Origin of the sequence: Rhodocytophaga aerolata, assembly GCF_030503435.1 — a bacterium.
Lineage (GTDB): Bacteria > Bacteroidota > Bacteroidia > Cytophagales > 172606-1 > Rhodocytophaga > Rhodocytophaga aerolata.
Map to the genome: position 1 here is coordinate 80,858 of NZ_JAUKPO010000009.1, position 16,006 is coordinate 96,863.

Consider the following 16,006-nt stretch of genomic DNA (forward strand, 5'->3'; position numbering starts at 1 on the left):
CCTACGGGCATTTTTGTTTATACAATCAGTAATCCTTTGCTTCTGAGGGTTTTCCAGGCATGACTCTCCAGAAATAGTTCAAAGGAATAGCTTTCAGAAGCTGGAAACGTTTGTATCAGATCTTTAAGTAGTATGGGCTGTTCCGAAGTTGCCAGCATTCTGGGAAAGGATGCCAGCAGCCATTGCCCTATTTCCTTCGTAACTTTAATCTCCAGGTCTTCTGTCTTTTCAAAGAACGTAAGCAAACCTTTTTCCCGGAACTTGTCTTTTTTCTGTTCCTGAATCAGGGTGAATTCCGGCATATTTCCTACCCATACTACCCGGCTGTTTTGCCGCATCAGGTCACTTTTAGCAGGTGTAGCAATAGCTTTGGCAATCAGCGTTTTTGGAACTGTGGTCTTGGGAGTTTTAAATGGAAACCAATAGTTTACAGGCTCATCCAGGAAAAGCCCATGCATAAAGTTATACATAGATTTGCTTAAGCCTTCACTAAACAGGGAGTGATCACACCCTTTCGGGTCTTCATGGATCAGATCATTATTGGCAAATAAACCTTCTTCCGGACCTACTTTTACAACCCCATATTTCGCCGGATTTTTTCCGACAGGGCTATGAGCAGTCATAGAGAAGCGGTGCCAGAAACCGGATTGTATAACCCCTTGCTCCATCAATTGCCGGACAACTTCCAGCGAGTCAATAGTCTCCTGAGCGGTTTGGGTAGGAAAACCATACATCAGATACGCATGCACCATAATGCCTGCTTCTGTAAAGGCATGCGTTACTCTGGCAACCTGATCTATGGTTACACCTTTTTCCATTAAGGCCAATAAGCGGTCGGAGGCAACTTCCAGTCCGCCGGATACAGCAATACAACCCGAGGCGGCCAGCAGCCGGCAAAGGTCTGGGGTAAAGGTTTTTTCAAAACGGATATTCGTCCACCAGGTGATGCTGGTACCCCGCCGGAGCAGCTCTATGGCCAGATCGCGAAGTGCCAGAGGAGGTGCCGCTTCATCAACAAAGTGAAATCCGGTTTGCCCGGTTTTTGCCACAATATGTTCAATTCTATCGACTAAAAGGGCTGCAGGCGCTGTTTCGTAACGATGGATATAATCGAGGGTGATATCGCAGAAGGAACATTTTTTCCAATAACAGCCATGCGCAATGGTCAGTTTGTTCCATCGGCCATCGTTCCAGAGCCGGTGCATAGGGTTTGCTATTTCCAGCACAGATAAATAGTTATCTAATGGCAGGCCAGTGTAATCTGGTACACCTACTTCTGTATGGGCAATGTCTTTATCCTGACAGCCATTAAAATAGGTTACTTCCCCTAACTCCAGCATAAAAGTCCGGTGCAACTGTTCTTTCGGACGTTTGCCCTGCCAGTGTTCAATAACCCGCAGCAAAGGACTTTCGCCATCATCCAGGGAAATATAATCCATGTACTGAAATATCCGAGGTTCTTTCAGGGTGCGAAGCTCAGTATTGGCGTATCCACCACCCATTACTGTTTTAATGGAAGGATACTTTTCTTTTATAAACTTAGCGCAACGCAAAGCCCCGTACAGATTGCCAGGAAACGGAACAGTAAAACCAACTAAATCTGGTTTGGCCGTTTGAATATGCTTGTCGAGCAGTTCTTCCATTAACTGGTCGGTCAGGTTGGATGGCTGTTGCAAGGCCCCTTCTATGGGATCGAAGCTGGTAGCCGATAATCCTAGCTTTTCTGCATAACGGCTAAATCCGAAATACGGACTTACATAGTTTGTTATCAGGTCGCCCAGATCTTCCAGGTAAAGTGTAGCGAGAAATTTAGCTCTGTCGGTTACACCCAGGCTGCCAAAAGCCCAGTCCATATCTTCCAGGGCGGCGAAACGGTTGCCTTCGGGCAGGTATCCGCCATAAGCAATCCGGTTAGCAACTGTATTGTCTTTGCCTTGCAAAAAGCGGACGACCGTATCAATCGTTTGCAGATAATCTTTTTCCAGATGGAGCATACGCTTGTAAGCAGGAACCATCGCAGATTCAGCTTGGCTGGCAATGGCAAAGGCTTTCCGGAGGTTAGTTCTGCTAAATAAGCTCAGTACCAGTTCTATTCCCAGATCAGCCTGATGCACGGTGAAGCCTTTTGTTGAAAGAAACCCTTTAATATAGGCTGTGGCCGGATACGGCGTATTAATTTGTGTCAGGGGAGGGGTAACCAGCAGAATAACAGGCGTGTCCAAAATACTATATGCGAAAATTGAGGTTGCAAAAATAAGAAAAATAGGCAGTAAAGCAGTTGCGTCGAACAAACTGTTTATGGAAGATGAACAGCAAAAGTTGCGGGAAGGTTTATTCTTATAGTATTTCTCAGTAACTTGGAAAGTTACCCCTTTGCCCGGTTATGGCTAGTAAGCCATCGTACACCAGATAAAGGCATACAATATAATATGGCAATGCAGTCTCTTTTAGCGTAACTAGTTATTGAATTTTGTTCATGCGTAAATTGTACAAGAACCTCACCTTCCAGGTACTCGTAGCGATCACCTTGGGTATACTTGTAGGGGCACTGTTTCCGGAAGTAGGGACTAGGCTCAAACCCATTGGGGATACGTTTATCAATATGATAAAAATGGTGATTGCCCCCATTATTTTCCTCACTATTGTGCTGGGGATTGGCAGTATGGGCAACCTGAAGAAAGTAGGCAGGGTAGGAGGCAAAGCCCTGTTGTATTTTGAAGTGGTCACTACTTTTGCTTTACTCATCGGGTTGGTAGTAGCCAACCTGACCAAACCTGGGGTTGGAGTAGATACGTCCAGAGTAGGAGGTGGGGATATATCTGCTTATAAAAAAGGGGCAGAAGAAATAGACTGGGTTCAGTTTATTACCCATATTGTGCCTTCCAATGTGGTAAAAGCCTTTGCCGATGGAGACATTCTGCAAGTATTATTCTTTTCCGTACTGTTTGGCGTGGCCCTTACCAAAGCAGGCAGTGCCGGACATTCCATCATCGCTTTTTTTGAAAAATTATCAAAAATATTCTTCAACATTCTGGCCATTGTCATGAAACTTGCCCCCCTGGGTGCTTTTGGAGGAATGGCTTTTAGTATTGGCAAGTATGGCCTGGATACACTGATTCCGCTGGCTAAACTCATGCTCACCGTCTACCTAACTATGTTTCTGTTTGTATTTGTGGTCTTAAACATCATAGCCCGCCTATATGGGTTCAGTCTGTGGAAATACCTGGTCTATATTAAAGAAGAGTTACTTATTGTGTTAGGCACTTCTTCTTCTGAAGCCGCGTTGCCACAAATGATGTATAAGCTGGAAAAATTTGGCTGTTCTAAGCCAGTAGTAGGGCTTGTAATCCCAACAGGCTATTCTTTCAACCTGGATGGTACCACGATTTACCTGGCCATGGCTACTATTTTTCTGGCACAAGTTTTCAATGTAGACCTGACTCTGAGCCAGGAAATAGCCATCATCGGTATTTTAATGGTAACCTCTAAAGGGGCTGCCGCTGTTACCGGAGGGGGCTTTATTGTTTTGGCCTCTACCTTATCTGCCTTGCAGGTGGTGCCGGTAGAAGGCCTGGCTTTACTTTTAGGAGTAGACCGTTTTATGTCTGAGGCCAGAGCCATTACGAACTTAATCGGGAATGGCGTAGCTACCATTGTAGTAGCTAAAAGTGAGAAAGAGTTTGATCCAGTGAAAAATGCGCTTGCCTTACAAAAAGGAACTGAGCCCTTAAATTCAACTCTATCTGCTGAACAAGATAAGACCCTGGTTTAGAAAAGATTATCCTCTATTTATTGCAGTAATACTTTACTGAACTTAGTACTTGTGTCGTGCCTTTTAATGCATGTCTCAACTAATCTATAGAGTTGCTTAGAGCTCTGGAAATAAAAATAATTGAATAAATTAGCCTTGCATGGAAGCATATAAATTTTTTGTATATTTAAAAAAATGTTAACTAAAATTTTCCGATTCTGCTATGAAAAGGCTGTTTATCCATACCACCTGAACATCTAAAGATAAATAGCCAGGCATTAATTTATTAACCCTTTAATATTACAAGATATACTAGCTAACTGCATACATGCTTTTTGATAAACAGGTTTTGTCCCAGGTACAACTTCTGGAACATCTGCCTGCTGCTGTCTTTACTACCAATGCACAATTTAATGTTCTCTCTTGGAACCATGAAGCCGAAAAGTTATTTGGATGGCGTACAGAAGAGGTAATCGGGAAACCAATCTCAGGGTTTTTACAACTCAGCGATACAAACGTATATTCTGCAGTATCTGCTGAGGGTTTGCCGAGAAAGGATTTCTGGACTGGACAGATTGAACAGCAGCACAAGCAAGGTAATCCAAAATGTGTTGAACTTTCTATCAACTTTATCTACAACTCTGCGGGCCTTCTGGAAGGCACGGTCAGTGTAGGGAAAGATATTACCCGCCAGCAAGAACTGGAGGCCGGCTTACGAAAAACACAAAGCCTGCTGGAAGCGGCTACCAGAAACTCTCCCATTATATTAGCAAACCAGGATATTCACTTAAACTATACCTATTTTTACAACCAGCAAGATGAGTTTGAAGGGGTAGAGGCACTAGGAAAAACAGATGAAGATATATTTCCCAAGGCACTCAGCAATAAAATTATTCCCATAAAAAAACGGGTACTCCGGCAAGGGCTTGGCGAACAGCACGAAATTTCATTCAGCCACCCGTCAGGCACCTTCACGTATTTGTTTACCATAGACCCGGTATTGAATGAGTTGCAGGAAGTTACCGGAATTACGACGGCTGCTATCAATATCTCTTCTTTTAGAAAAATTGAATCGTCTCTACAGGAAAAAGAAACCCAGTTGCAGCATATTACCAATGCCTTACCCATCCTTATCTCTTTTGTAGATGCAAAAGAATACTACAGGTTTGTAAACCAGAATTATGAAACCTGGTTCGGTATTCCTAAAGAGTATATGCTTGGCAAAACGCTGCATGAAGTGGCTGGAGATGATTTATACGAACAACATAAATCCTATTACAAAAAAGCCCTTGGTGGCGAAAAAACAGAGTTTACCGAACAGGTACTTAAGCAGGGGACAAAGGCTTTTCTGCGGATATTGTTGCTTCCATCCATAACTAATGGCACGGTTAACGGGTTTTATGTACTTGCCCAAGACCAGACAGAACTGCTTACCACCCAACAAGCTTTAGAAGAAAGTAACCAAGTATACAGAGCCATTACACATCATTTTCCCAAAGGAAATATATTTATCCTGGACCATCAGTTTACCATTATATTCGCTGAAGGGGGAAGTATGCGGGAAAGAGGGTTAACTTCTGATGCATTTGTAGGGAAAACCGCCGCCGTATTTGTGAATAATGAGCACCAGTTGAACGGCTTGTATGCAAACCTGGACAGGGTATTACAAGGTGAAACCATCACTTTTACTGATTCAATCCTGGGACAGCATTATGAATTTACGGGAACCCCCCTTCCGGAAAAAGACGGGCGTATTCTCCGCATTTTATGTATTGTCCGCAACATTAGCGAACAAGTAAAATTACAGCAAGATGTAGAGCATTTTACAGCCAATTTGCAGGAGGCCCAGCAGCTGGCCAAACTTGGTTTTTGGGAATATTATCCGGAAAATCAGCAGCTAAAATGGTCGGAGATGATGTATGAGATATTCGACAGGCGAAAAGATGATCCGGTTCCGCAGGTTTCGTTCTTTAAAGAACTGGTTTCCCCGGAAGATTGGAACAAGCTAATCCGCCATGCACAGCGAGCCCACAGTTTGCGTACCGATTTTAAGATAACCATTCCCATCCGGTTTCTTTCAGGAAAACAAAAGTACGTGCAGCTGTATGCCAGACCCTTGGAGTATTTGAATGAACTTCCGTATAGGCTATTTGGTGCTGCTATGGACGTTACCGAACAATCTATTTTAGAAGAAAAGGTAAAAGAGCAAGAGGCGCAGATGAATAGTTTGTTTGAATCAGACACTGTGGGGATTATTTTCTGGGACATTTTAGGAAAGATTACGCATGCCAATGATTATTTTCTGAAGATGCTGGGCTATACCCGGCAGAACCTAGAGGCCGGAGAGGTTAACTGGCGGCATCTTACACCAGTCCCTTGGGAAGAGCTCAACCCTAAAGCACTGCAAATCTTTTTATCTGCTAGTGCAAATACAACGACCGAAAAAGAGTTTTTTCACAAAAATGGAAAGCGCATACCAGTCTTGCTAGGTTCTGCATTTCTTTCCGGCTATTATACCAAAGGAGCCAGCTTTGTTCTGGACATTACCGAATTACAGAATATCCGGCAAAAACTGGAACAGAAGGCACTAGCATTAAAAGATTCTAACAGTGAACTGGAAAAGTTTGCCTATGTAGCGGCGCATGACTTACAGGAACCCTTAAATACATTATCGGGGCTGGTTACCCTGCTGAATTATCAGGCCGGTATCACTTCGGATGAGGAGATGCAAAAGCTGTTAACGTTGGTTCCGGGTATTATTAGCCGTATGCAGCAATTAATAAAAAATCTGCTGGAGTACTCTAAAATTGATTCGGCAAAGATTCAGGTAACGGAGTTTCCGATGGAGGATGTGATACAGGTAGTGCTTGGCTCACTGGCCAAACGCATCGCTGACACTGGTTCGGTGATTGTTTATGATAACTTGCCGGTTATTCACGCAGACCAGGCGCAAATGACGCAGCTCATTCAAAACCTGATTGGCAATGCAATTAAATTCAGATCTCATAAGCCGATGCATATCGAAATAAGCGGAAGCGTACTGCCTGATGGTTGGCATTTTAGCATCCGCGATACTGGGATCGGCATGAATATGGCTGATGCCTCTAAAATTTTTGGTGCGTTTCAGCGCTTGCACACCCGCAACGAATACGAAGGAACAGGCTTGGGTCTGGCGATTTGCCAGAAAATTGTAGAGCGCCATGGCGGCAAAATATGGGTGGAGTCTGTGTTGGGCGAAGGATCTACGTTTTATTTTACCCTCTGTAAACCTGAATTGGACTCTACTTTTGCTCACGTAACAGCTGAAGTTTCCTGAGCCGTACACTCAAGCCGTTTATTCGGGATGTTTATGACAAATAAGGTTCCTTCGGCTTCGGTGGAGGTAACTTCAATAGTGCCGTTCAATTTATTGATTACTTCTTTCACAATAAATAAACCCAGGCCCGGACCTTTGGACAATACAGCAGATTTTGAAAAAATATCAAAGATGGTGGCAATCGTTTTAGCCGAAATTCCAATTCCATTATCCTGAATATGAATAGTTGCCTTTTGTGCATCACTATAAACGGAAATCTTGATAAAAGGAGAAACAGAAGAGAAATTCTGGAAAGTGATACTATTGGAAATGAGGCATTTAAATATAACGCGTATTCTTTCTTCATCCGACCAGAAACGGCCATCCGTTTTAATATCTGTTTGGAACTGAATGCGGTTATAAAAGTCAATATGGGTGCAGGCATGTATACTTTCTGACACAATCTTCTGAAAATCAACAGGCTTGTTAAGCAGGCTGTAATGAGTATTATTGGAGTAGCTCAATAAGCTATTCAGGATGTTTTCCAGTTTCTCCACCGTATGGTACATCAATCGCAGGTATTCATGGTGATTCGGGGCTTCATGATCCTGGCGTGCAACATTTAGTAAGCCTTTCAGCGAGCAAAGCGGGCCCAGTAAATCATGTGAGGCCCGGTAAATAAAAGTATCTAAGTTTGTTTTTGTTTTGGTAAGGGTTGTATTCAGTGCCAGTAGTTGCTTGGTACGGCTTTCTACCTTTAGTTCCAATTCAGTTTTTGCTTTTTCCAGCAGTTGCTGTGCTATCTCTTTGTCTGTAATATCCTGAGCAGAACAAATGACATAACAGTTTCCTTCATCATCGGTATACTTGAAATTGCGGTAAACCCAGAATTTTTCTTCTCCAGGCGCATTTTTTATCTGCAATATGCCATTAGCTATGCCTGACTCCTGTATCTGGAGTAAATAGTTATGGAAAGAACCTTTATCGGATGTAAGCAGGTTCTGTAGATTGGTTTCAAGTAGTTCTTCAGGCTTGTAAGCTAAGGCACGGGCCATTTTAGGATTTACAGATAAAAGTTTTCCCTGCAAATCATGGGTGAAAATATAGCCTTCGTTATTGTCTACCAGGGCTTTGTAGCGTTTCTCACTTTCTGCCAGTTTCTTTTTTTCTACTTCCAGTTGTTTTTTCTGGCGTCTAAGCTCTAGCCTGGCCATTATTTCACCAGCTAAGGTTTGCAGGGCTTGTTTCTGGTGTTCAGAAATAGTAGTAGGAGCCAGGTCAATAACACACAAAGACCCAATATTGGACCCTTCAGGCGAGGTAAGCGGAACCCCACAATAATAGCGTATATGCGGATCGCCGGTAACAAAAGGATTGCTCTGAAAGCGGGCATCTTGTTGCGCATCTGGTACTTCCATTGTTGCTTTACTTCTAATCGTATGCTGGCAGAAAGATATTTCACGGGCTACTTCCGTGGCATCCATCCCAACAGAAGATTTAAACCATTGCCTGTCTTTATCAATCAAGGTAATGAAAGCAATAGGGGTATGGCAAATATAGGCGGCAAGTTTAGTAAGAGCATCAAACTCTTTTTCAGGAGCCGTATCCAGAATATCATAACTGCCTAAGATAGCTAACCGGACAGCCTCTTCACTGGCAGCGTGTTGCTCCTTTGCTTTACTAAAACTATTCAATGGCATAGGTGGACTCACGTAAATGTTACTTGCTTTTAATTAAATATATTATATTCTTTCCAGAATTCTTACCTTTTTTCTCGTTTTTACGCTGGTATTACAATTATTGCATATGCCACTCCCTGGCTGTAGTTATTTATAGCATCGATCCCTTGTACCCGTACAAAAATGGACAAAATTCTGCCCTTGGTACTGGAGATGGGCCTTCTTTTCTAAATTCCGGATCGTAATACGGCCATGCTTGTTTCTTGTACCAATGCGAAAATATACTTTTTTCTAAAAGAAAATTACCTGCTTGTTTTTATATAAATGCGAGTTTATTAAAACACATTCCTGCTTTACTACGTCTGTGTGTATATTGAATCAGGTAAATAACGTATGACTCCCTTGAAGGAAGTAAAAGTAATGGTCTGGAAAAGAGACCTGGAGAAAAATAAAGACATCAGCCGCCAGTTGACCATGCTATCCCGCAAGATTGAAGAGCAGGAGATTGCTTGTGTGTATATTCCTAAAAAAAGCTACAAATTGCTGACCACTCTTCTGGAGTCCAGATACATTTCCTACGGTATTATCTCCTCTGAAGAGTTGCAGGGCTAATTCATTTTCTGCTCTGCACAAGGCTTCTGCCTGTTACCAACACCTTGCTGAAAGAAAATTAGTTAACCTAAATCTACCTTTGTCTAATCAATTCTATTAATCTATCTTTTTGTAATTGAAATCCTACACATTACTCACCTAATGTTATGCCATATGGTAAGTAACATCCTGTTCTGGAATGAAGGGAATAGAAGCTTATCGTATACGCCTGAAGTCATAGCTACGGGAGATTTTAAGGTAGATTGTCAATTTGTATAGCTGTTTACTGTGAATTGTGGATAGAACTTCGGATTTTTGCACTACTTATTCCTACTAGGGAGCATTTATTTGTTAAAGCCATTTATGAAAGGTACGTACTTGTTAATCCGGTTTCTAAAAATATTTTCGCTGCTTGCTTTTGTGGGTATGTTGCTGTTGGCCTATTATCGGTTACCCAATCCGGTGGCTATTCATTTTAACTCCGCAGGGCAGGCAGATGAATATGTTGATAAGTCTGTGTTGTTTTATGTCGGGGGTATTTTTATTGTGCTATTCAATGTATTGCTTTCCTTAGCCGCTAAATTCATCTTCTCTGTGCCGGCACAATTGTTTCCAATGCCTAAGCGCCACTACTGGCTGGCTGATAAAGAGAGCCGTTTTGAGTTTTTGTCGTTGGTGCGTAACTGGATCAATAGTTTTGTGTTTATCGGCAATACCCTGCTGTTTGTTTGCTTAATTATTCTGCTGAAATTAAACAACGCAGACGGGGCCGCTCCGGCAGATTATTCATGGGTGTTGATTGTAGGACTAGCAGCACTCGGGATCTGGTTGTTTTTTCTACCAGTGCGCTTGTTCCTTAAGAAAAGTGAAGCTGTAAGCTAAGCGTTTACTCTTTGTCCGCCTCAATTAAATTCTGAATAGTAATTTCAGCCTGGTTCAGGTATTGCTGACATTGATGGATCAGCTTTTCAGCTTCTGCAAATAATTTCAGGGAATCTTCAAAGGGTACTTCTCCCTGCTGTAGCAACTGTTGTATTTCTTTGATCCGCGCAAAAGAGTGTTCCAACGAAAAAGTATTCATAGGTTTTGTCTGAGCCATATGGGTAGTAAAGTTAAATTTACTGGAATCTGCAGTGAACGCCGCAAACGAATTTCTATAAAAGTTTAAAAATTCTCAGGTAAATGCCAAAACTAAAGGTTTATTTTGGCTTTTCAGGACTATCGGCCTGAAATTTCTGCATGGCTTACAGGGTTATTTTCTTTTAAGCTTTACCGGCTGCGTGTTATCTTCCGGATTGCGGTCGATGAGTTTATAATAAGGATCAATTCCTGCTCTTGCCGGCTTTCCTTCTATAGCTACTTCAATACTGTTACTTCCGGCATGAAGGCGGTGTTTTGCCAGGTATAGGGGCTTCTGTCCACGTGCGGATTTGCTGTTTTCCTCCGCAAATACACCTATTTCTATCCAATCGTTCAGCGCAGTTTCACGTTCATATCCGAGGCTGTCGGCTATCAGTTTTTTTGCCTCTACTTGTAAGGCTACCTTATACTTATTTCCTCCGGTGTGCTGATAGGTTGCATCCGTTACTCTGTTTTCGTACAGGGTGATTTCCTTAAATAAGTCTGTAAGCAGATAGTGTAGCGAATCGGGCGTTGCTTTTTCAATGAATGTTAGCAATTCCAGGGAGTTGGTATAAGGAGGTTCCTGGAAAGAAGTTTGTTTAATAAAAGCTGCCAATGCCTGGTTTACTTTGTCTTCACCAATATAATCACGCAAGGTATACATGGCCAAACTGCCTTTGTTGTAATGAATATAATCCTGGTTTTCTACCTTATAGAGCGGCAATTCTTTTTCAGATTCGGCACTACGTCCGGTAAGATAGTTGTCTAGTTCATAGCGAAGAAACCGCTTCATTTGCTCTTTCCCATACTCTTTTTCCATTACCATTAAAGCCGCGTATTGGGAGAGGCTTTCGGAAAGGAATGTAGCTCCTTGTACATGCCCGCCAATTACCTGATGTGCCCACCACTGGTGCGCCACTTCATGTGCCGTAATATAATAAGGGTAATCTATATCGTCTTGTTTGTCAGATACTCTGGCAATAAAGCCCAGCGACTCGGAATAGGGGATGGTGTTAGGAAAAGACTGGGCAAACGTTGCGTACCTTGGAAATTCTATAATACGTATTTGCCGGTGTTGGTAAGGGCTGAAATTCTGCGTAAAATAATCCAGAGACTGCTTAACAGATTTAATCATCCGGCCAAGGTTGTATTCGTGCCCTGGGTGGTAGTAAATTTCGATGTTAACCTGATTGCTAGAGGTATCTTTGGGTTGCCATACATCTTTTTTTACCTGATAATGTGCAGATAAAAAAGAATAAAAGTTCAGCATTTTGGCATCCATTGTATACTGAAAGTACCGCCTTCCATTTTCCAGCCACTCTTTTTGTAAATATCCGGGAGCAATGGCTATCTGGTCAGGTGTAGTGCTAAGGGTAGCCTCAAAAGTGATCCAGTCGGCATTCCGCGATATATAGTTGTTTTTCAAGGCAGCACTGTCGGTTACACTGGCCATCCGCTCTTTGGCAGGCAGGCCCAGATCTTCTCTTTGTGTATTACCAGCCAGCTCGGCATCTGGATTGTATCCGATGCTGGGCAGTAAATTGCTGTTAAAAAAAGTGCCGTTCTTCACCAGTTGGTTATTTTCAGTAGACGAACGGAAACCGAGGGTATACATCTCTAAGGTGTACTGCATAGTGATGCGCTGACCAGGTTGCAAAGGCTGTGGAAGTTTGTAAATATAATAGCCCACCCGGTTATCTGTGAGGATATTGCGGCCTGGTTTATTGTCTAGTTGCAGGGTAGATAACTTTATTTTGGAATGAAGATCGGCCTCGGTTCCAGTATTGATGTGCAATGAATCGATTATACGGTTGGTTTTATTCTGTAAAATATAGGTGCCTTGAATGTATACGCGCCTCTCTTCCGGAAAAAGATCTACCTGTAGCTTTACATCTGTAATACGTGGCTGGGGAACATGCTGGTATTGTTTGTATTGCTTTTCATAGTCCGCCGCTAATATACTTTGATCGCCAGGGCTGTAATACGCATTGAGTACATTGGTGTTGAAGTAAATATATCCTCCGATCGCACAAAAGGATACACCTAATAAGAAGAGAGTAGCCCATGGCATTAATCCATATTGTGGCCGCAAGTCGGTGCCTCTTCTCCAGAAAACATTACCCACAACTATCAGAATCCCTGTAAAAACACTCCAGTATAAGGTAAACCAGAACAAAGATTTTCTAAAATGTCCATACCCGTTCATATCCGAATAAATATAATCCGGACGGGTAGCAAACCGGTAGAGATGATGAGGATAGTCCAGCTGAGGCAATACAAGGGTATTGATTATGAACAGCAAAATAACCAGTAAGTGGCCGATAAATTTGTTATTGACGAGCACCTGCACAAAAAAGCTGAAGGTTGCCAGCATGAGATAGAAGGGCAAGGTGAGCAAAAAAAGCTCCTTTATATACAAGTCCAGTTCAAGGTGCGTATATCCCTGGAGAAGTTGGGTGGCTAGCCCTACTACCATTATGCATATACATAAGATACAGCAGATGGCATACAACGCCAGAAGTTTGGACCCATACGATAGCCAGTTAGGTACTGGAAATGCGTCTGCAAACGTAGCAACTCTGGTAACTCTTTCGCGCCAGACAAGTTCACCAGCATAAAAAATAGTGATGACGACAGCAAATAAAATGAAATTAAACTCTTTTATGGCCAGTACCAGGTAGGTGAGGGGATAGGTAGGGGTACCATAAATACGGTTGCTGTAATAGGCATCTACTCCCAGAAAAATTACTCCGGCAGCCAGGATGGCAATAAAGTATATATCTTTCAGGATGGCTACTGTTTCAAGTACAGCTAAGGAAATCAGTTTTCTGTAACTGGCAAATAAATGAAACCGTTTTTTAACCTTGGGCAGTACTATCTCATTTTCATATTGAATGCTGATTACCTCTTTTTCCTGCTTTTTACTGGCTTTTTTAGCAGATGCACGTGTTAGCAACGATAAATCAAACCGGAGGTAGGTTAAGCCCAGCAAACACAAACTAATACTAATCCAGATGAGCCGGTTGAGTAAAATAAGCCTGTCAATAGGAAGCAAGGCCGTGTTTTTCTCTGCAATTGTCCAGTAACGGGTTACATATTCACTGGCCGATATGCCGAAAGGATCAATCAGGGCTACCATCCACTGATCTTCCAGAGTGCTCACTGCGTCCAATGCAATCAGATAAGCTACCAAAAATACAACACTTCCCAGATAGGCTGCCATAATGGTGCGGGTAAGGGCTACCAGTGCAAAAAATATAGTTCCGGTAAAAAGCAGATTGGGTAGCAGAAATACGACGAAGGGGCGTAAATAGGCTTGCCATTGAAAAGGAACCAGTTGATCGTCTGGCTGTGAGGGCCACAAAGTAGCGGCAAAAATGCCCAGTTCAACACTCAGGAAGATAAATAGTAATACTAAAAAAGAACCAATAAACCGGCCGGATAAGTACTGGGTTTTGTTGATAGGGAAGGTATAGTAAAAGGTGTGTACTTTTTGCTCCAGATCCCGGTAAACTGGTACACTCATAACAGCAGAGGCTACCACGGTACCAATGATGCTCAGGATAATGACCATGTTATTGATGATAAACGGGGTATTTTTATATAACCTGCCGTTGCCTCCACCAATTTGCACTACATCGGAAACCATCGCCAGAAAGGGTAGCAGAAAAAAGATAAGAAAGTAAATATAAGTAGCCGGCCGTTTGCTCCTATACTTTAATTCAAATGAGATAATCTGGTTTACCATTTATGCAGATGCATCTATAAATTCAAGCAAATTTTTTCTGTATGGAGTAGGTTTCTAGTATAGAACAGAACAATACGTCTGGCGCAGTAAAATTACAAGATATTTTCTTATGGATGGGTAGCTTCCACTGCCTGGGCGGTAAATTCTATTACCTTTTGTAAATGGGCAGGGTTATTGAAATTGATCTGGTGATTTTTAATAAATTCATGAATTTCTCGCCGTTTTTCCGGGAAAAGTTTAAATAAGATGGCCTTCTTTGCCGGGTGAAACCGCAGGTTCCGGTCCATAAATATATAATCTGCCCGCTTCAAAACTCTCATTAAATTATCTGATCTATGGTGGTACACCTGCCTAAGGGTAGGGGGTTCGCCTATATATGTATTCTCACTGGAATACCTGGAAGTTGGGTATCCACCCAAAATAACGGACATAGATTCTGTACGGGCTAATGCAATGGGAAAAGTAGCGGTAAGCAGTTCTATATACCCTTGTCCGAATAGTAAAAAATATTGATCTTCGCCGATGCTTATTGTTTTTACCGGATCATTATTGCGCAGCACGATAGTATCCCCTGCGGCATTGATATAGTGCATCTCTTTGTAGAGGAAATTATAGTTGAATTTTCCTGCTTCTGTTCTTCCATTTAAATACTGAACAACCCCATCTCTAAATTCCGAATATCGTGTTTGGTCCGCTTTGGGAATAACTTCTATGGGTATCTGGCCACTTTTAATAATATAATAGGTTTTCTCAACCTGAGCCTTCATATACACGAGAGGGAAAAATACAATACTTATACTAAGAAGTAGCTTATGCATATAAAAAGTGTTGAACATACTGCATTAATCTACGATTTTTTATAATATTAGCCAGATAAAATCAATAACATTTGTGAAAAATTACCTAGCCCGTATAAATGAATAGATCAAAGAGCCATCACATTCGTTTTATCTGAAATAACTGTAAAATAAACATCTTCCAAGTCGGTTTCTACCGGCAGGAAGGTATCATCAGGACGGTCGTCGCTGTATACATGTATAACCGATTTGCCGGCCAATAGTGTAGTTGAAATTACCTTATGTTCTTGTAGATAGCCTGGAAGATCCGTTTTCAGGATCGTTTTTTTCCATATTTTACCTTCCATGGAGTCAATAATCTGGGAGGGTTGGCCACTGATGAGTAGTTCTCCTCTGGAAATAATAGCCATATTGCTGCACAAGTGGCTAACATCTTCTACAATATGCGTAGATAGAATGACAATGGTATTTTCGCCGATTTCACTAAGCAAGTTATGAAAACGGTTCCGTTCGGTTGGATCGAGGCCGGCAGTGGGTTCATCTACAATTATTAATCTGGGGTGTCCGATCAGGGCTTGTGCAATGCCAAACCGTTGTTTCATCCCGCCAGAGTAGGTGCCCAGGTTTTTCTTACGGGCGTCGTAGAGATTTACTTTATGTAACAGGGCTTTTACGGTTTCTTCGCGTTCTTTTTTCCGGATAATGCCTTTCAGATAGGCAATATGATCGAGAAAACTTTCGGCACTTATTTTCGAATACAAGCCAAATTCCTGTGGTAGGTAACCTAGTATTTTTCGTACAGCCTCTTTCTGTTTTAATACATCTGTCTCCCCTAAAAAAATGGTTCCGCTGTCGGCTTCCTGTAACGTGGCCAGTATCCGGATCAGGGAGGATTTTCCGGCGCCATTGGGACCTAATAATCCGAACATACCCTGAGGGATGCTCAGCGAAATGTTCCGCAAAGCTTGCACACCATTCGAATACGTTTTAGATAGATTAGTAATGGTTAATTGCATAGTATAG

Annotated in this window: 10 protein-coding genes; 4 read left to right on the top strand and 6 right to left on the bottom strand. The window is 42.2% G+C overall.

All coding sequences use genetic code 11. The features are described from left to right. Positions 1-17: 17 nt before the first annotated feature. A complete protein-coding gene (locus tag Q0590_RS16840) occupies positions 18-2,222 on the bottom strand; it encodes a B12-binding domain-containing radical SAM protein (protein ID WP_302038745.1) in 2,205 nt (734 codons plus the stop codon). Between the two features lie 254 nt (positions 2,223-2,476). Between Q0590_RS16840 and Q0590_RS16845 the strand changes: the two genes are divergently transcribed. Further along, complete coding sequence (locus Q0590_RS16845; protein ID WP_302038746.1) at positions 2,477-3,772, top strand: dicarboxylate/amino acid:cation symporter; 1,296 nt, start codon at positions 2,477-2,479, stop codon at positions 3,770-3,772. A 307-nt stretch (positions 3,773-4,079) separates the two neighbouring features. After that, positions 4,080-7,067, top strand: coding sequence for a PAS domain-containing sensor histidine kinase (locus Q0590_RS16850; RefSeq protein WP_302038747.1), 2,988 nt, complete (start codon positions 4,080-4,082; stop codon positions 7,065-7,067). On the opposite strand, the gene Q0590_RS16855 is transcribed toward Q0590_RS16850, so the two are convergent. Continuing rightward, a complete protein-coding gene (locus Q0590_RS16855) occupies positions 7,043-8,746 on the bottom strand; it encodes a sensor histidine kinase (RefSeq protein ID WP_302038748.1) in 1,704 nt (567 codons plus the stop codon). The two genes, Q0590_RS16850 and Q0590_RS16855, sit on opposite strands and share 25 nt — an antisense overlap. A 372-nt stretch (positions 8,747-9,118) precedes the next feature. Between Q0590_RS16855 and Q0590_RS16860 the strand changes: the two genes are divergently transcribed. Then, positions 9,119-9,337: a hypothetical protein gene (locus Q0590_RS16860; protein WP_302038749.1), complete on the top strand. Its 219-nt coding sequence runs from the start codon at positions 9,119-9,121 to the stop codon at positions 9,335-9,337. Positions 9,338-9,679: 342 nt separating this feature from the next. Beyond that, entirely contained in the window at positions 9,680-10,198 is a 519-nt protein-coding gene (locus tag Q0590_RS16865; RefSeq protein WP_302038750.1) for a DUF1648 domain-containing protein, read from the top strand. Between the two features lie 4 nt (positions 10,199-10,202). Here Q0590_RS16865 and xseB read toward each other — a convergent pair whose 3' ends face one another. The 4 genes from xseB to Q0590_RS16885 all read right to left on the bottom strand — a co-directional run bounded on the left by xseB (position 10,203) and on the right by Q0590_RS16885 (position 15,999). Then, entirely contained in the window at positions 10,203-10,415 is a 213-nt protein-coding gene (xseB, locus tag Q0590_RS16870; protein WP_302038751.1) for an exodeoxyribonuclease VII small subunit, read from the bottom strand. 153 nt (positions 10,416-10,568) lie between these two features. Next, positions 10,569-14,186: an ABC transporter permease/M1 family aminopeptidase gene (locus tag Q0590_RS16875; RefSeq protein WP_302038752.1), complete on the bottom strand. Its 3,618-nt coding sequence runs from the start codon at positions 14,184-14,186 to the stop codon at positions 10,569-10,571. A 107-nt stretch (positions 14,187-14,293) separates the two neighbouring features. Further along, entirely contained in the window at positions 14,294-14,953 is a 660-nt protein-coding gene (locus tag Q0590_RS16880) for a hypothetical protein (protein WP_302038753.1), read from the bottom strand. A gap of 158 nt (positions 14,954-15,111) precedes the next feature. Next, entirely contained in the window at positions 15,112-15,999 is an 888-nt protein-coding gene (locus Q0590_RS16885) for an ABC transporter ATP-binding protein (protein ID WP_302038754.1), read from the bottom strand. Between the last annotated feature and the right edge of the window lie 7 nt (positions 16,000-16,006).

Excerpts from the sequence above, each read along its gene's own strand:
- Q0590_RS16850 (WP_302038747.1), top strand. The coding sequence starts at position 4,080 with ATGCTTTTTGATAAACAGGTTTTGTCCCAGGTACAACTTCTGGAACAT.
- Q0590_RS16875 (WP_302038752.1), bottom strand. The coding sequence starts at position 14,186 with ATGGTAAACCAGATTATCTCATTTGAATTAAAGTATAGGAGCAAACGG.
- xseB (WP_302038751.1), bottom strand. The coding sequence starts at position 10,415 with ATGGCTCAGACAAAACCTATGAATACTTTTTCGTTGGAACACTCTTTT.
- Q0590_RS16865 (WP_302038750.1), top strand. The coding sequence starts at position 9,680 with ATGAAAGGTACGTACTTGTTAATCCGGTTTCTAAAAATATTTTCGCTG.
- Q0590_RS16885 (WP_302038754.1), bottom strand. The coding sequence starts at position 15,999 with ATGCAATTAACCATTACTAATCTATCTAAAACGTATTCGAATGGTGTG.
- Q0590_RS16845 (WP_302038746.1), top strand. The coding sequence starts at position 2,477 with ATGCGTAAATTGTACAAGAACCTCACCTTCCAGGTACTCGTAGCGATC.
- Q0590_RS16860 (WP_302038749.1), top strand. The coding sequence starts at position 9,119 with ATGACTCCCTTGAAGGAAGTAAAAGTAATGGTCTGGAAAAGAGACCTG.
- Q0590_RS16880 (WP_302038753.1), bottom strand. The coding sequence starts at position 14,953 with ATGAAGGCTCAGGTTGAGAAAACCTATTATATTATTAAAAGTGGCCAG.
- Q0590_RS16855 (WP_302038748.1), bottom strand. The coding sequence starts at position 8,746 with ATGCCATTGAATAGTTTTAGTAAAGCAAAGGAGCAACACGCTGCCAGT.